At 30.3% G+C, this 18,210-nt stretch carries 16 protein-coding genes; 15 read left to right on the top strand and 1 reads right to left on the bottom strand.

The annotated features are described in order from the left end of the window. Nucleotides 1-17: 17 nt before the first annotated feature. The 13 genes from Q0975_RS05410 (at nucleotide 18) to purD (ending at nucleotide 16,214) form a co-directional block, all read left to right on the top strand. The gene (locus Q0975_RS05410; RefSeq protein WP_299434128.1) at nucleotides 18-1,364 is read left to right on the top strand and encodes a lipopolysaccharide biosynthesis protein; all 1,347 of its coding nucleotides are present in this window, start codon (nucleotides 18-20) and stop codon (nucleotides 1,362-1,364) included. Nucleotides 1,365-1,537: 173 nt separating this feature from the next. After that, nucleotides 1,538-2,620, top strand: coding sequence for a UDP-N-acetylglucosamine 2-epimerase (non-hydrolyzing) (gene wecB / locus Q0975_RS05405; RefSeq protein ID WP_299434126.1), 1,083 nt, complete (start codon nucleotides 1,538-1,540; stop codon nucleotides 2,618-2,620). Between the two features lie 11 nt (nucleotides 2,621-2,631). After that, a complete protein-coding gene (locus tag Q0975_RS05400; RefSeq protein WP_299434124.1) occupies nucleotides 2,632-3,711 on the top strand; it encodes a hypothetical protein in 1,080 nt (359 codons plus the stop codon). A gap of 88 nt (nucleotides 3,712-3,799) precedes the next feature. Further along, complete coding sequence (locus Q0975_RS05395; RefSeq protein WP_299434122.1) at nucleotides 3,800-5,101, top strand: O-antigen ligase family protein; 1,302 nt, start codon at nucleotides 3,800-3,802, stop codon at nucleotides 5,099-5,101. Beyond that, nucleotides 5,091-5,891 carry a glycosyltransferase gene (locus tag Q0975_RS05390; RefSeq protein ID WP_299434120.1) on the top strand — a complete coding sequence of 267 codons (801 nt, stop codon included), beginning with the start codon at nucleotides 5,091-5,093 and terminating at the stop codon, nucleotides 5,889-5,891. Before Q0975_RS05395 ends, Q0975_RS05390 begins: the two co-directional genes overlap by 11 nt. Next, nucleotides 5,888-7,102: an O-antigen ligase family protein gene (locus Q0975_RS05385; protein WP_299434118.1), complete on the top strand. Its 1,215-nt coding sequence runs from the start codon at nucleotides 5,888-5,890 to the stop codon at nucleotides 7,100-7,102. Before Q0975_RS05390 ends, Q0975_RS05385 begins: the two co-directional genes overlap by 4 nt. Then, entirely contained in the window at nucleotides 7,103-8,239 is a 1,137-nt protein-coding gene (locus tag Q0975_RS05380) for a glycosyltransferase (protein WP_299434116.1), read from the top strand. Nucleotides 8,240-8,308: 69 nt separating this feature from the next. Continuing rightward, a complete protein-coding gene (locus Q0975_RS05375) occupies nucleotides 8,309-9,649 on the top strand; it encodes an exopolysaccharide biosynthesis polyprenyl glycosylphosphotransferase (protein ID WP_299434114.1) in 1,341 nt (446 codons plus the stop codon). 173 nt (nucleotides 9,650-9,822) lie between these two features. After that, nucleotides 9,823-11,136: a UDP-glucose/GDP-mannose dehydrogenase family protein gene (locus Q0975_RS05370; RefSeq protein WP_299434111.1), complete on the top strand. Its 1,314-nt coding sequence runs from the start codon at nucleotides 9,823-9,825 to the stop codon at nucleotides 11,134-11,136. A 1-nt stretch (nucleotide 11,137) separates the two neighbouring features. After that, on the top strand, nucleotides 11,138-12,118 hold the full coding sequence (locus tag Q0975_RS05365; protein WP_299434109.1) for a UDP-glucuronic acid decarboxylase family protein: 981 nt from the start codon (nucleotides 11,138-11,140) through the stop codon (nucleotides 12,116-12,118). 6 nt (nucleotides 12,119-12,124) lie between these two features. Next, nucleotides 12,125-13,477, top strand: a complete 1,353-nt coding sequence (locus tag Q0975_RS05360; protein WP_299434107.1) for an exopolysaccharide biosynthesis polyprenyl glycosylphosphotransferase — start codon at nucleotides 12,125-12,127, stop codon at nucleotides 13,475-13,477. 66 nt (nucleotides 13,478-13,543) lie between these two features. Beyond that, entirely contained in the window at nucleotides 13,544-14,848 is a 1,305-nt protein-coding gene (locus tag Q0975_RS05355) for an O-antigen ligase family protein (RefSeq protein ID WP_299434105.1), read from the top strand. A gap of 94 nt (nucleotides 14,849-14,942) precedes the next feature. After that, nucleotides 14,943-16,214 carry a phosphoribosylamine--glycine ligase gene (purD, locus tag Q0975_RS05350; RefSeq protein ID WP_299434103.1) on the top strand — a complete coding sequence of 424 codons (1,272 nt, stop codon included), beginning with the start codon at nucleotides 14,943-14,945 and terminating at the stop codon, nucleotides 16,212-16,214. A gap of 77 nt (nucleotides 16,215-16,291) precedes the next feature. On the opposite strand, the gene Q0975_RS05345 is transcribed toward purD, so the two are convergent. Beyond that, a complete protein-coding gene (locus tag Q0975_RS05345) occupies nucleotides 16,292-16,525 on the bottom strand; it encodes a uracil phosphoribosyltransferase (protein ID WP_299434101.1) in 234 nt (77 codons plus the stop codon). A gap of 170 nt (nucleotides 16,526-16,695) precedes the next feature. Between Q0975_RS05345 and Q0975_RS05340 the strand changes: the two genes are divergently transcribed. Continuing rightward, nucleotides 16,696-17,556, top strand: coding sequence for a DUF6427 family protein (locus Q0975_RS05340; protein WP_299434099.1), 861 nt, complete (start codon nucleotides 16,696-16,698; stop codon nucleotides 17,554-17,556). Next, complete coding sequence (locus Q0975_RS05335; protein ID WP_299434097.1) at nucleotides 17,514-18,197, top strand: hypothetical protein; 684 nt, start codon at nucleotides 17,514-17,516, stop codon at nucleotides 18,195-18,197. Before Q0975_RS05340 ends, Q0975_RS05335 begins: the two co-directional genes overlap by 43 nt. The last annotated feature ends 13 nt before the right edge of the window (nucleotides 18,198-18,210 follow it).

Raw genomic sequence — 18,210 nt, 5'->3', positions numbered from 1 at the left:
AAGTTCAATAAACTAGAATGGTAAATTTCATAAAAAGAAAATTTCATCATCTCATCAAAAATGAGTTTGTAAAACACGTACTCACCTTAATTTCGGGAACTTCAGTAGCTCAATTTATTCCTATAGCAATATCACCAATACTTACAAGAATATATACGCCAGAAGATTTCTCAGTTTTAGGAATATATATCAGTATTGCTATTATCTTGTCAGAAATAACTACAGGTAAGTTTGAGTTAGCTGTTATGAATGCGGATGATGAGGAGGATAAAACAAATGTAATATCCCTTACTATAGTTGTTATTGGGGTTACAGCTTTGTTTTTTGGAATTTTATTTTTTTTATTCTTCGAAAGAATACCGTTCCTTAAAACTACCGGGAGTACTTATTGGAAATATCTACTAATACCTACTATCTTTTTTCTTGGAATTGTCAAGCTGTTTACATTTGTTAATGTAAAGGAGAAAAAATACAAAGTTATATCTATATCAAAGGTCGCTAGATCCATTGTGCAATCCACGTTACAAGTAGGCTTGTATCTTTTAAAATATTTTGGGTTGATTCTAGGCTTTTTTATAGCATCAATAGTAGAAGGAATAATTCTATTAAATGGGAATAAGAAATATGTGAAGAAGATAAAGTATTCTAAATTAAAAATAACAGCAAAAAGATATGCTAAATTTCCATTATTTGATGTACCATCTAGTCTTTTTAATATAGGAACAATACAGGCTCCAATACTATTGATACCTAATTATTTTGGAGCTGTTTATGGAGGATTCTATTTTCATGCCTACAAAGTTCTAATGATGCCTATATCTATTATTGGTGGAGCAATAGGCCAAGTGTTTTTTGAACAAGGATCGTTGCTTAAAAATAATAAACAAGCATTTTCTGAGCTTGTATTTAATACCCATAAAAAACTGTTTTTTTTATCATTCATTCCCTTAACTATTCTATTAGTTTTCGGAGATAATATATTTGCTTTTATTTTTGGAGAAGAATGGAGAATAGCTGGCGATTATGCTATGATAATGATTCCTTGGATATTCTTTAATTTTCTGGTATCACCAATTACTTTTATTATTACGATCAAAGAAAAGCAGCAAATAGGATTTATGTTTCTTTCTTTTATGTCAGGACTACGATTAATTGGTTTGCTGCTTGGTATTTTTTATTTTCAGGATGTTTATATGACAATAATGCTTTTTAGTTATATAAGCGCAATAAGTTATTTTATGTACGCTACATTTATGATATATAGATATACTGATTTTAGTGTTTTAAAATATTGGTTTATTGTTATTAAATATGGATTACCTTTTTATCTGATAATAATCTATGTAAGATACCTTTTTACATAGTTATTAGGGTAGTAACTATACATGATACTCACAAATCGAAATAGTTCCTATATAAGTGTTATTTTTAGCAAAAAATAAGAATAAGTATTTCTTAAGAAATGTTGTCGAATAATCATGTCTAAAAATGTGATAAAGACAGCCCCTTATAGTAGGATAATTAAAAAAATGAATGAATGATAAAGATCTTGACGATCATTGGAGCAAGACCTCAATTTATTAAAGCAGCAACGATATCAAGAGTTATAAAAAACACTGAAAATATTCTTGAAATTATTGTCCATACTGGACAGCACTATGATGATAATATGTCTAAGATTTTCTTTGAGGAGATGGATATTCCTAAACCGCATTATAATTTGGGAATAGGAGGAGGACTACATGGTCAACAAACAGGAGAGATGTTGATTAATATTGAAAAAGTTTTAATAGACGAAAAACCAACAGTGATCATAGTGTATGGTGATACAAATAGTACAATAGCAGGAGCACTGGCAGCGACCAAACTACATATCCCTGTGGTACATATAGAAGCAGGATTAAGATCTTTTAATAAAAAAATGCCTGAAGAAGTAAATAGGATTATGACAGATCATATTTCCGACAAGCTTTTTACATCTACTGATGCGGCAATAGAAAATCTAAAAAATGAAGGTATTTGTGACACTAAAATTCACAAGGTGGGAGATGTAATGTATGATGCCGCTTTATTTTATAAAGAAAAAGCGGTACATAATAGCAAAATCATTGAGGAACTTAATTTAACAAATAACGATTTTGTTCTTGCTACAGTTCATCGAGCAGAAAACACTGATAGTAAGGAAAGACTATCCCGAATCTTACATGAATTAGATCAAATTTCTACAAAAATAAATGTTGTATTGCCGCTTCACCCAAGGACTAAACAAAAAATAGAAGAATATAAGATAATAACAAAAAACATTACTTTTATAAACCCAATAGGTTATATAGATATGGTTATGTTAGAAAGGACTTGCAAAATGATCATTACTGATTCAGGAGGAATACAAAAAGAAGCTTTTTTTCATAAAAAACCTTGTATTACATTAAGATCTGAAACAGAATGGGTAGAATTAGTAGCATCAGGATGTAATTCTTTATGGACAGATGAAATTAGTTTAATGGATTTATATGATAAAGTAATAGATACAGAACTAAATTTATCTCATAATTTTTATGGTGATGGCAATGCTGCGTCTTTGATAATTGATCAAATTATAAGTACATATAAATACTGATAATTTTTCTAATGAAGATTCTGTATGTAGTAGATTTTGATCTTAATTCCCCTAGCGGTATCTTAAATAAGATTTCTCAGCAAACTAGTATTTGGGTTAAGAATGGACATGTTGTTCAAATCCTATCAACCAAACCTTCAAGAGATAAAAATAAAATTGAGATCAAGGATGTACTAAAGAAAAGTTACTATTCAACAAAAAAGAACAGCTCTTTAAACAACTACTTTTTTAAAGTACAACACTCAAATCATATACGAAGCGATATAAACACTTTTAATCCTGATATCATCTATTATCGACAAGGGATTTGGTATCCTGGTTTACCTACGGTCCTGAAATCATACCAAGTGGTAATGGAGGTAAATACTAATGATTTAGTCGAGATTAAAAATGAATCGTTTGTGCGAAGAATAATCTATAGGTTCGGCAGAAACAAAATATTAAATTGTGTTAATGGATTGGTTGCTGTTACTAATGAGTTGAATGAATTGTATAGTTTTAAAAAGGTTCCAAAGGTTACAATTGGTAATGGATACATTTTTGATGAAAATCAGATTGAAAAGAAAAGAATTTCTGATAGGCCTCAATTGGTTTTTGTAGGCAGCCCTGATTGTCAATGGCATGGAGTGGATAAAATATATTATTTAGCGCATAAATTACCAGAATTCGATTTTCATATCATTGGAATTAACAATACGAGTAGTTCGGATAATCTAAAGTTTTACGGGTATTTACCTTTAGAAAAGATAAAAAAGATATATTCGTTTTGTGATGTTGCTATAGGAAGTTTGTCTTTGTATAAAGCAGGAGTCAATGAAAGCTCAACACTAAAAGTCCGCGAATATTTATCTTATGGTCTTCCTGTGATACTTGGAGGTTATGATGTGGATATGAAAGGAACTGGCTATATCTTAGAATTGCCAAACGAGATTGATAACATTAAGAATAATATTTCCATTGTTAGAGAATTCGTGCTCTATTGGAAAGAAAAAAGTATTGAACCACTAGATATAGTTAAGAAAATAAGTTATCAGACAAAGGAAGAGCAAAGGTTGTCATTTCTAGAACAGATAGTAAAGGAAACTAAATAAATTGAGCAGTTTAAAAAAGATATTAATTCAATTTTTTTTTATAGGGCTATTCCTAATTCCTTTTAATTCCTATAAAGGGTTGTCTTTTATGGGTGAATATTCGCAGGATGCTAATGCGCTTGTTTTACTGGTAGGATTGCTACTTCTGTTCTTTAAATTTATAATTACAGGAGAAATAAAGTATCCAGTTTCTAATTTTACTAATCACACGTTTCTCATATTTCTTGGTTGGATTTTGATTGGTTTTGTAGTTAATATACCGGATATTATTCCAAGTTATTTTAAGCAAACATCTGGCATTAATAGATTTTTACGACAATTATTTTCATTAACGCTTTCAAGTGTTTTGTTCTTTACGTTTTATTACAATGTAATTAGTTATTTAGGTAAGCAAAAAGTACTAACATATATTCGTAAGATCTTTTTAGCTTCTTTAATAATAGTTTCTGCCTATAGTTTCCTTGAAATTCTAATATTGAGAGTTGGTCTTACGCAATTAATCCCTATAATTAAATTGTTTGATTACCTGCCTTTCGTAGATGTGTATTTAGACACTAGATTAGGACGTCTTAGTTCAATTACCTACGAACCACCAGCTCTTGCGATGTATTTAATTACTGTGGCAGGATGGATGTTTTCTTATATATTAACAAGCAAAGGGTTTAAAAAATTTGTTCCTGCTATCTTAGTGCTATTGCTAGCGATATTATCCGGCTCTAGGACTTCGCTAGTTGTAGTCTTGTTTCAATTTGTAGTCTTTTTGTTTCACATTTTTTCATTGGAAAAATACTATAAATTGGTGCTTAGAATATTTGTTGGAACATTCTCTGTTATTGTTTTAGTATCAGTTTTTAACTATACCGCAATAAAAGAATTTGTTGATGAAAAGTCTGATTCTTTGGATTTCACTAATGTAAAAGATAATTTTTCTAATCAATCTAGATTAGGGATACAGTATACTTCCTTGTTAATATTTAAGGAGAATCCTGTTTTCGGAGTCGGTTACGGACAACAGGCTTTTCATGCAGAGCATAAATATCCATATTGGGCAGTAAAAAATAATTGGGAATTCGAAAAGAAATATCTTAATGAAAGAGTAAAATCTTTTCCTCCTGGTTATAATGTGTATACAAGACTTTTGGCAGAGACAGGTATTGTTGGATTGTTACTTTTTGTGTTTTTTGTGAGTTCGTTTTTTTATCAAGCGAAACAGCTCAAGAAGGATAGCCAAAATAAAACTATGGGAATTGTTATTATTGTTTCTATGAGTGGATTTGTTTTAAACTGGTTGCAAATAGATTCGTTTAGGATGTATGGAGTATGGTTGTGCCTAGCAGCACTCTGCTTTTTATATAATAATCAGAAAAAAGAAAATACGAATGTTGTCTGAGGTTATTGTTTTAATACCGCATTATGAAAATGAGTTAGGCTTGATAGACTCTATTAACTCAATAAGAGAAGATTTCTCTGTGGACATAATTATAGTGGATGATGGAAGTAGAAAAGAACCTTTATCCATTCATAAAATCGAAAAAACCTATACGGGAAAAGGAAATCTTATGTTTGAGGTATTGCCGATAAACAAAGGAGTAGAAGTAGCGTTAAACGTAGGGCTTTCTAAAATATTAAAATTAAACTATAAGTATATCGCCAGATTAGATTGTGGAGATCTTTTTCATAAGGACAAATTAAGAAAGCAATTAGAGTATCTGAAGAAAAATCAAGATATAAAATTGTTGGGGACTTGGGCGCATATAAAGGATCAGGAGAATACATTACTTTATACACAGAAGTATCCTGTTTCATATGAAGAGATTAAGAAAAAAATATATCTAAATAGTACTTTTTTGCACCCTTCGGTTGTTTTTGAAAGTAATATACTATTGGATGTAGGTTTGTATCCTTTGAATTACGAAGCGGCAGAAGATTATGCGTTCTTCATGAAAGTCGTAAAAAAATATAAATCAGAGAATTATCCCGAGGCTTTAATTGATTACATTATCGATCCAAATTCTATATCTTCTTTAAAAAGAAAGAGACAAGTAAAAAGTAGAATCAAGGGAATTCTTAATAATTACTATATAGGATGGTATCCTACATATGGCCTTTTAAGAAATGTACTATTGCTTTTTTTGTCAAGAAATATGAGTAATGTTCTAAAAACAAAGTTTAAAAAGTGAAAAAAGCTGTCCTTTTAAAGACATATCTGGTTATATTTTGTTTACTAGTATTCTCTATTCCATTTAGTGGTATTGCGACATCACTTCCGAATATTTTGTTGATTGCATTAGGGGTTCTATTTCCATTTTGTTTTCGAAAAGAACAGCTAAAAGAATTAAAAAACCCAACTCTTCTCCTGTATTTAGGACTCGTATTATATGTTAGTATAGATATAGTGACTCAAGGATTTTTGATTTCCGATATTTCTCAATTAGGAAAACTTTATATGCCCATTTGTTTATTGATAGCATCATTTCCAATAAATAAAGAGATAAAATATGTACAGATTTCTTTGATTGTAGGGGTGTTTTTTATTGTATTTGCTTCTTTAATTTCTCTTGTTTTTTATGTTTTTGAACAAGGAGAGTTTTCTTTTTCGAGTGGGGGTTTTATTAATAAAGTTTTACTATTAGAAAGAGTTTATATAGCTTTTTTATGTGTGCTTAGCTTAATTTTTTCATTACATCTATTGGGTTTGAGCAACGATAAAAAAAGAAAGCTACTTATAATAAACAGTATAATTGTTATAAGTTTTGTATTCATAATAGCGGCAAGAATAGCAATCGTATCAATAGTTTTTATTGCTATTTACTATATGTTTGGGTTGTTTAATAAAAAGAAAATCCTCTATGTTATAGGTGTTAGTAGTATCCTGATAGGACTTTTCTTTTTAGCCAATAAAAATTTACGAAATAGGTTTTTTTATACTGATCAGAATAATTCTTTTATCGAGAATTTGAAAATTTGGGAGCCAAGAATGGTTATTTGGCCTTGTGTTTATGATATTGTCAATACGGAAAGTTTCAGTTTTTATACAGGAATTGGCTCCTATAAAAATACAAGACTAGAATTACTTGACTGTTATGATAATACAATTCAACATCCCGAAAAGAAGAAATGGTTTCTCCATATTAAATACAATACCCATAATCAATTTCTGGATTTTTTACTAGTTTCTGGATTTTTAGGATTTTTGTGTTTTGGAATGATGTTTTTTAGCGCATTATGGAATGGTAAAAATAGTTTTCTTAAAATTTCCCTGGTACTTGCTTTTGTTTTGTTAGGGTTCGTAGAAAACTACCTTCATAGACAAGTTGGTGTTTATTGTTTTGCAATTTTTTTGATAATGCTAAGAAATTTTGATAGTAATGAAGTTATTAAAAACGAATAGATGGGTAGAGTAAAAGTAGGGCATGTATTGAATTCTATTGGAGGAGTTGATGTTTCATTAAGGTTAATTTTAAAAAATACAAATACTGAAAAATTTGATCATTTTGTAATTCATGGACAAGAGGATACTTCAAAACCATATGTAGACAACGATTCTAATCAAGTAAGAGAATATAAATTACCAATTCTAAGAGATATTAGTATCGTTAATGATATTCGCTCTATTTTTAAAACAATAAAGATTCTTAAAAGAGAAAAGCCAGATATTATTCATGCACATAGTGCTAAAGGAGGTTTGATCGCTAGGGTTGCATCGATGGGGTATCCTGTTCAAGTGCTTCATACACCACAGGCATATTCATATTTAAGTACTAGTAATAGATTTAAAAGAAGTGTGTTTTTGTTTATTGAAAGAATATTGAAAAGAATTAATTCTACACTGGTAGCATCGTCTTTATCTGAGTTTGAAAGAGGGATTAAAGAAGTTGGTTATACTAAATCTAATGCAGAATTGTTTAACAATTCAATATCTCCGATATCAAAAAACGAAGAAGAAATTAAGTACCCTATAAGTTGGCCATCAGATTACATTTGTACCGTTGGTCGTCCATCTTTTCAAAAGAATATCGAAATGATGGTGGAAGTTATAAGAGAAATGAAAAAGGAAATACCATCAATACATTTGGTTTTAATGGGAGTTGGTGAGTATTACCCTAATTTAGAAAGTGTTAAAAAACTTATAGAAACGTATAATTTGAGTACCAATATTACATTGGTAAAGTGGATAGATAGAGAAGAAATCTTTAAAATAATTTCGAATGCTAAGCTATATATTTCTACTGCAAGATATGAAGGTCTGCCATATTCTATTATAGAAAGCTTGGCTTTGGCAAAATCCTGTGTTGTAACTGATTGTGATGGTAATAGAGATTTAGTGATTGATGGACACAATGGGTACGTAATTGAGAATGAGAATGTAGTAGATATGTCCGAAAAAGTGTTAAAACTATATAAAGATCAAAATTTAAGACTTACAATGGAACATAATTCTTTGAAACTATTTGAAGAGAACTTTGATTTAAACAATAATATTGGTATTATCGAAGGCATTTATCAAAAATATACAGACAATAGTTAGGAATAATATAATTCTATCTATTTTTACTTCGTTCGAATTATAATACTAAATAGCGTACCCAAGTACTTTATGAATAATAATAGATATTCTAAATATATTAGACCATTATTGTATGCTATTGATTTATTAATAATATACGCTCTATCTACTATGTTTTTAACTACCAATGTGGTTGATTTGGGTTTTTTTATTTTCTTTTGGATAGTGTTATCCATTTTCTTGTCTTTTTATAAAGTATACCGATTCACAAAAATCATTGAAATTATTGCATTGTTATCTAAACAGATTATTGTTTTAGTACTTTTGATATTTGCTTATCTATATATAACAGGTTCAGATATATATTGGTGGAACATTTTAAGATACTTTTTGTGGCTTTTTGTAGTATTAAATGTTTGGAGAATTTTCTTGTATGAAATATTCAAAAAATATAGAATAATTACTGGAAGTAACTATAGACAAGTAGTAGTTATAGGATCAAATGATTTGACCAATAAGTTGATCAATTTCTTTGATAATATGCCAGGCTACGGATATAGGTTTAAAGGTTTTTTTACTAATAAATCAGTAAAAAATAGACAAGGAGATCTTGCTCAGAGTTTTGAATATATTCTAGACGAAGGTATAGATGAGGTATATTGTTCTGTTAACGAGTTAGATGATGATCAGGTTAAAAAATATATGGAATTCTGTGATATTCACATGAAATCCCTCAAATTTATTCCTGATAATAAAGAATTATTTTCTAAAAATCTATATCTAAATTACTATGACTTAATACCTATACTATCATTAAGAGATATTCCTTTAGATGATTCTTTAAAAAGTTGGGGTAAAAGAACATTTGATGTTATTATAGCATTATTTGTCTTACTATGCATCCTTTCTTGGTTGATTCCTATTCTAGGATTAATTATAAAAATAGAAAGTAAGGGTCCTATTTTTTTTAAACAAAGCAGACCGGGAATTAAGGAAAAAGCTTTTTTCTGCTATAAATTTAGGTCTATGAGAATAAATGCTAGATCCGAAGATTCTGCTAGCAGAAATGATCCTCGTATAACAAGCGTTGGTAAGTTTATAAGACGAACAAGTATTGACGAATTACCTCAATTCTTAAATGTTTTATTAGGAGATATGTCTGTGGTTGGGCCAAGACCTCATTTATGGAAACAAAATGAATTATACGGCACCAAGATATCTAAATATATGGTTCGACATTTTGTAAAACCTGGAATAACCGGATTAGCTCAAGTAAGAGGTTATAGAGGAGGAATAGAAAGTAATGAAGATATTATAAACAGAACAAAATATGATATTTTCTATATCGAAAACTGGTCCATGTTATTGGATATTTATATAATTGTTCAAACAACTTTTAATATTTTTAAAGGAGATAAAAACGCTTATTGATTTTTACAGTAAAATTCTAATGCCAAAAGCACGAATTAGTATATTTTTGTCACAGGATATAGATAATTACTAGAAACGAAATCTAACAGGCTAAAAAGATTCTCTTGATAAAAAAGATGATTTTTTAATAGGTTAAGGTTACATGGAGCTTTTAAATTAATTGCTAAAAATAAATGAAGATATCAGTAATAGGTACAGGCTATGTTGGATTAGTTACAGGAACGTGTTTGGCGGAGACAGGAAATGAAGTAGTTTGTGTAGATATAGATGAACAAAAAGTACAAAAAATGCGTAACGGTGAAGTTCCTATCTACGAGCCTCATTTGGATGTATTGTTTGAAAGAAATATTAAAGCGAGTAGATTACAGTTCACGACTTCACTAGAAGAGGGTTTAAATCATGGAGAAATTATCTTTTTGGCCTTACCAACTCCTGAGGACGAAGATGGTTCTGCGGATCTTTCGTATGTTTTAGGAGTTTCGGATCAAATAGGTAAAATTATTTCTGACTATAAGGTCATTGTGGATAAGAGCACAGTACCTGTTGGGACGGCGGAAAAAGTTCAATCGGCTATTGCAAAGAATGCTCAATGTGATTTTGATGTGGTTTCTAATCCGGAATTTTTGAGAGAAGGATTTGCAGTAGATGATTTTCTGAAGCCAGAACGAATAGTTGTAGGATCTTCTTCGGAGAGAGCCACAGCGCTTATGCAAAAGCTATATAAGCCCTATGTTAGATCGGGTAATCCGATACTTATAATGGACGAAAAATCTGCTGAACTAACTAAATATGCAGCCAATTCATTTTTAGCTACTAAGATTACTTTTATGAATGAGATCGCAAATTATTGCGAAAAAGTAGGAGCAGATGTAGATAAGGTACGAATAGGAATGGGTACAGATTCTAGGATCGGAAAACGCTTTTTGTTTCCAGGAATTGGATATGGAGGTTCTTGTTTTCCTAAGGATGTTAAAGCATTACATAAATCAGGAAAAGATGACAATTATGATTTTAAAATTTTAGAATCTGTAATCGCAGTAAATCAAGATCAAAAAGTTGTATTAATTCCGAAGATTACAAAGTATTTTAACAATGATCTTAGAGGAAAGACTTTCGCAATTTGGGGATTAGCCTTTAAGCCAGAAACGGATGATATCCGAGAAGCACCTGCACTAGATATAATTGATAGTTTATTAAGCAAAGGTGCAGAGATAAAAGCTTTTGATCCAGAAGCAATGGAAAATGTATCAAAGAAATATGGAGATAAAATCACCTTTTCTGAATCAATGTATGAAACTTTGAAAGGATCAGATGCTTTGATCATTTGTACAGAATGGAGTATTTTTAGAACACCGGATTTTGAAAAAATAAAGAATGATCTTATAAATCCAGTTATTTTTGACGGAAGAAACTTATACGATCTTAAGGATATGGAAAAAGAAGAAATCTCTTATTTTTCTATAGGAAGAAAGGATATAAAATTATAAAATGAAGAAAGTTTTAATTACTGGAGCAGCAGGTTTTTTAGGATCACATCTTTGTGATCGGTTCATTAATGAAGGGTATCACGTTATCGGAATGGATAACCTGATTACAGGAGACTTGAAGAATATTGAACACCTGTTTAAGTTGAAAAACTTTGAATTCTATAATCACGATGTTTCAAAATTTATTCATGTTCCAGGTAACTTAGACTATATTTTACATTTTGCCTCTCCTGCAAGCCCTATCGACTATCTCAAAATTCCTATTCAAACTTTAAAAGTTGGATCATTAGGAACACATAACCTTTTAGGTCTAGCAAAAGAAAAGAATGCAAGGATACTAATAGCCTCAACAAGTGAAGTATATGGTGACCCTTTGGTTCATCCACAAACGGAAGATTATTATGGTAATGTGAATACTATAGGACCTCGTGGTGTCTATGATGAAGCAAAACGATTTCAGGAATCCATAACGATGGCGTATCATACCTATCATAAGGTAGAAACCAGAATTGTTCGTATTTTTAATACATATGGCCCTAGAATGCGATTGAATGACGGAAGAGTAGTTCCTGCTTTTATTGGACAGGCATTAAGAGGAGAAGATCTTACCGTTTTTGGGGAAGGTTTACAGACACGATCTTTTTGTTATGTGGATGATTTAATAGAAGGGATTTATAGATTATTATTTAGTGATTATGTATATCCAGTTAATATTGGTAACCCTAATGAAATTACAATCAAAGACTTTGCCGAGGAGATTATAAGATTAACAGGAACGGAGCAAAAAGTAATTTATAAACCGCTTCCGGTTAATGATCCTTTACAAAGACAACCGGATATTTCTCGAGCTAAAGAGATTTTGAAATGGCAACCACAAATTGATAGATCAGAAGGAATGAAAAGAACTTTAGAATATTTTAAAGGTTTATCTCACGAAGAGTTATATAGAAGTGAACACAAAGATTTTTCATCTTATTCTTAATATAGGATGCATCACAAAAGAGGAGGATATTCATATTTAATTAGACCAATACTTATTGTAATTGATCTGGTTATCTTATTAGGGTCTTCTTACTACATTCTGAATGATATTGTATCTAATCAACTTTATGCGTTTTTGTCAGTTGTTTGGTTGATCTCTGCATATTTGCTGAATTTTTACGAAGTATATAGATTTACTAAAGTAATTACAATTGTTTCTCTTTTAATTAGACAAGGGTTACTAATTCTTATACTTCTATATGCCTATTTTGGATTACTTAAAATAAACTTCTTTTCGGTAAAGGACACTTTTTACTTTATTATAATCACGATTTCGTCCGTTGGAGTTGTTAAGGTTATTACATATTACGCACTTAGAAGATATCGATCGTATTTGGGTGGAAACAACAGAAGAGTAATTATTATTGGAAACAATAAAAGTGCACAACAACTTAAAACTTTTTTCGAAAAAAGAAAAGACTTAGGATATCAAGTGTTAGAGGTGTTTTCTGATAAACTTACCCTGAAAATCAAAGATAGTTTTGAGTTTTTGGAGAAAGAAGATGTAGATGAAATATATTGTTCGATAGATGAAATTTCGGATGAAGTTATAAATGAATACGTGAAATATGCGGATCAGAATTATAGTGTTCTTAAATTTATACCTAGCTCACAACGTATTTTTTCAAAACGACTCAAAACTAATTATTACGAATATTTACCAGTACTATCGATTCCAGAAGTATCATTAAATAGTGCTCTTAACAGGGCAATTAAGAGGGGATTTGATATTGTTTTTTCTTTGTTAGTTATTATCCTAATACTTTCCTGGTTAATTCCATTACTATACATCCTGATAAAACTGGAATCTAGAGGGCCATTAATTTATAGTCATAGACGAAATGGAATCAATTATAAAGAGTTTGTATGTTATAAATTTAGGTCTATGAGAGATGAGAATTTTTCGGATCTTGTACAGGTCAAAAAAGAAGATCATAGAGTTACTAAAATAGGTCGGTTTATTAGAAGAACAAGTATAGATGAATTGCCACAGTTTTTTAATGTGTTTTTTGGAGATATGTCTGTAGTTGGTCCTAGGCCACACATGATTTCATATACTAAGGATTATGGAAAAAGAATTGACAAATATAATTTTGTTTTCCGTCATTCTGTGAAACCAGGAATAACAGGAATGGCTCAGGTAAAAGGATATAGAGGAGAGGTGGAAAATGATGAAGATATCGTAAATCGTATTAAATATGACATTTTTTATATAGAAAATTGGTCTCTATTGTTGGATTCAAAAATTATAATTGACACAATAATTAATGTCATTAAAGGGCAGGAAAAAGCATATTAGTGAGATTCAGTTTTTAAAGGATATCAGCCTTTAATACTACACTACATATCACTATAATTAGAAAAGGTGAGATTAAGCAAAAAAATAACTGAACTTTCCGAAGTGTTTTATAAACATGATGATGATTTGGTACTAACCATTTTCTGGAATAGTCTTTATATCGCTTTTCTATTATTGCCTTTGGGGATTAATCTCCCAACTCCTTTTTTTATTATTTCGATCATTCTTGGAATTGTAAATGTTTTTAAGTCTAGAAAGAAATTTGTTTTAGATAATAAAACAGTGCTACTGTTTCCTTTGTATTTTATAATAATGTTGCTTAGTTTATTTTATACAGATAATATTTCTGATGGATTAAACATACTACAGCGTTCTTTGTCTCTATTTTTGTTTCCATTGATCTTTCTTTTTGTTAAAGAAGATGCTTCTACAGTAAAGAAGTTGTTTGATTTTTTACTTTTTGGATTGATAATCTCGTTTTTTGTAAACTTTTCGATTGCCGTATATAATTCGATATCTATGATAAAAGGAGGGTTTTCTCTAGAGGTTTCTATTGATGATCTTACTACCTTTTTTAATGCGCTTATGCATGGATGGAATTACTTTATAGGTGATGAGTTCTCTAAACTAATCAATCCCAGTTATCTTTCTCTTTATATACTATTAGTGCTAAGTTATTATTTGAAAAATAACTTAGATACAAGATTACGAACATGCGTTGTTGTCATTCTATTTTTATATCTGTTTTTATTGGCATCCATTGCAGCTTATATGATATTAATAATCATGTCATTGATATTGATTTTTAATATTTCTAATAAGAGTAGAAAACATACAATGTTCATTATGTTTCTTTTAGGAATTATAGTGTTTCTTAACAATCCACGTGTATTGGATTTTTACTCTAAAGTTAAAGATATTGGGAATACCATAGAATACGCTAATTCTACTTCAGAAAAGGCAAGATTATTATCTTGGGATGCTAGCATTAAGTTAATTGAAGAGGCACCGCTATTAGGGTATGGGATTGGAGATGCTAATGATGTTTTGATAAAAAAATATAAAGAGTTAGGATATACTTATAACTTTGAAAATAAGTATAATGCACATAATCAATTTCTTCAGACATTACTTCAGACAGGAGTCTTGGGATTAGGAATTTTAGTTAGTATTTTTATTTTATTGGCGATACGCATGAAGAGAAGTGGGAATGAATTTTCAGTTTTCTTAATTCTTTTTGTATCACTGGTATTCGAATCCATGTTAGTGAGATTTAATGGAATTGTATTTTTCTCTATTATAATGCCATTGCTACTCAAAAAGAGAAGTATTTTGAGTAGTAGAATTATCCGTAATATTCCTACTTCATAAAATACACAAAATCGGCATAAAAATTATTAGTAAGAAAAAAGGGAAAGAAGTATTTTTGAACACATAAAAGTTAGCCATCAAACAACCATTAAATATGAATATTTTAGTACTAGGATCTGGAGGAAGAGAGCACACATTCGGTTATCAGATTGCCCAAAGCAACTTATGCGAAAAATTATTTGTTGCGCCGGGAAATGCAGGAACCTCAGAGATCGCTACAAATGTAGCGATATCGGTAACAGATTTTAAAGCAATAAAGGATCTTGTTTTAAAAGAAAAGATAGAAATGGTTGTAGTAGGGCCTGAAGACCCATTAGTTCAGGGAATAACTGATTTTTTCTCAAAAGATAATGAGCTCAAAAACGTATCGGTTATCGGTCCATCGCAAGAAGGAGCAAAGTTGGAAGGAAGTAAAGAGTATGCAAAAGAGTTTTTATTTAGACACAATATCCCTACCGCAGCATATCAAAGCTTTACAGCAAGTACCGTTAATGAAGGGAAACAATTTTTAGAAACGCTAAACTCACCATATGTTTTAAAAGCGGATGGCCTTGCTGCCGGAAAAGGAGTACTGATTCTTAAGGATATTGATGAGGCCAAAACAGAGCTCGAAAATATGCTTACAAATAAAAAATTTGGTGCTGCTAGTGAAAAAGTTGTTATTGAAGAGTTTTTAGATGGGATCGAATTAAGTGTTTTCGTATTGACTGATGGTAAGAATTACGTTACGCTTCCAACAGCAAAGGACTATAAGCGTATTGGAGAAGGAGATATTGGTCTTAATACTGGAGGAATGGGTGCAATTTCACCAGTTCCATTTGCAGATGAGGACTTTATGAATAAGATTGAAGAACAAATTATTAAACCAACGGTCGATGGCCTTGCAAAAGAAGAAATAGAGTATAAAGGCTTTATTTTTATAGGATTGATTAAGGTAGGAAACGACCCTAAAGTAATAGAATACAATGTGAGAATGGGAGATCCAGAAACAGAAGCTGTTTTACCAAGAGTAAAAACGGATTTAGTTTCTTTATTCAAACATGTATCTGACCAAACATTGGATCAAGTAGAGATAGAAATAGACCCTAGAAGTGCTACTACAGTAATGACAGTTTCCGGAGGATATCCTGAAGGATACGAAAAAGGGAAGGAAATTACAGGAATAGAACAAATAAAGGACTCTATAGTCTTTCATGCAGGAACCAGACTTGATAACAACAAAGTAGTCACCAATGGAGGACGAGTTATTGCAGTCACCTCTTTAGATGATGATTTTAGAAAAGCATTAAAAAAATCCTATCATAACATTGAGAAACTACATTTTGACAAAATGTATTATAGAAAAGATCTTGGATTTGATTTATAAAAAATTAAAATAGAAAAGCTAAAAAGCTCATTGTTATTAAACAATGAGCTTTTTTTAATAGTAAGTGGTATAAGAAATTAATTCAAAAATGAATGAGCTTTAGGATCCCTATCCTCTTCATTATTGTCATTAAATTTCTTTAATTCTTTCATCCAATAGAAAAAGGCTACAAAACCAATAAGCATAAACAACCAGTTTACAATGTTGGCAGCTCCCCAACTCTCTAACTCTAAAGCTCTAAGGGCATCCATAGGAGCAAAAAGTACGTCTACAAATAGAGATGCAATAGCTTCAAAAAAATCTTTCCACATATGATTTTCATTTTCATTATAAAAAGTGAACTAAAAACTTTTTATAAATTAGTTATATTATAATTAAAAACAATGATATCTTGTTTGACGCAAAAATATAAAAAATAGTAGTGTTATCAAGCTTTTTTAGTAAATCAAAGCCGATTAATTTTTTAATCGTTGCGGTATACATGTTTGTATTATACATAATCGCACACTATAAAAAGGGTTTAAACCTTGATTATATAGCCATTCTTAGCTTTGTTGGTGGTCTTATAGCATATGTTTTGGCTATGTTAATTTTGAATTTAGTAACTCAAAAAAATGATTTAACCCAGAAAAGTACAAATACAATACTCCTGTTTGCTTTTTTAACGGCTATATTACCCAATTCGCTAACAGATTACCGAGTTTTATTATCCAATCTATTTGTGATTTTGGGAGTAAGAAGTGTATTGAGTTTAAGAAGCGGAAAGGATATTAAATCTAGTATTCTCGATGCATCTTTGTGTATTGGTTTAGCATCTTTAGCGTATTTCTGGAGTATAGCCTTTATTGTTGTTGTTTTTTTCGGGATTTTATTTTTTGAACCTAAAAATTATAGGAATTGGATCATTCCAATTATTGGTTTATCGATAGTTTATATACTATCCAACTGTTTTACCTTGCTATTTTATGACTCTTTCTTTTTAATCACTAACTACGTAGAATCTCTGTCATTTTCCTTTGACGGTTATGTTAGTAAAGGAAGTCTTTTCTCAATAGGAGTTTTGATAATCTGTATATTGTTTTTCTTCACGATATATTTGATAAAATATAATCGAAAATCCACCAAATCAAAACCTGTTTTAAAAGTTGTTATTGCACAATTATTGATTGCAGTAGCGATAGTAGTGATTGCTCCTAATAAAAATACTGCAGAAATGATTTTTATAGCTAGTCCATTGGCAATCATTGGAACAACCTATTTAGAAATAGATAATGGAAAGTTAATACAAGAAATTAATCTTTGGGTATTTCTTTTGCTACCTTTTATGATTTTACTATTTTGATTACATCTTATTTAGATATTATAGAATCAGAACTTCAGCATAGATTATCGCATAAATATGTATGGTATAGAAAACAAAATGATCTATGGGATAGGCAGAGTAATTTTATATACAGTTCGGTAAAATGGGAAGACCTGGTCTTAAAAATTTCTGAAACAGTTTCGAGATTTAAAATAGATAAAAACGATTTTTTTTATTATGCTATTAACCGATGGTATAATTATTGGAGCGCCTTGGCTGTAGAATTGATTTTCACTCATTTGGATGAGATTGTTTCTACTAGAAATCAAAGAAATGAGTTGATCGATTTTTCTTTATTTGGAGAGAAATTTGATTACAGCACAAGCAATTTCCCAAAAGGTTTTAAGAAATCATTAGAATATGCTCTAGACTATCCTAAAGAGCTGGTTTATTGGTTGTGCAAAAACCAAAGTCAACAACAAAGAAAACATATAGAGAATAGAATGTTTGTAGTAGTATACGCTAAAGATGGCGATCATTGGAAGCTAAAAGCACAAATTTCCTGGCTTAAAGATATTATCTCAACATATGTTGCTACATTTGACGACTCAAAATTGTTTAGATTACAATTGCAGCCTTATAAAATTGCCAAAGCAGGGTTAATATGGGCTATAAAATAGAAGGATGCGGGTT

The sequence above is a fragment of the uncultured Aquimarina sp. genome (assembly GCF_947500065.1).
Lineage (GTDB): Bacteria > Bacteroidota > Bacteroidia > Flavobacteriales > Flavobacteriaceae > Aquimarina.
This window is presented reverse-complemented; position numbering and strand designations above follow the sequence as displayed.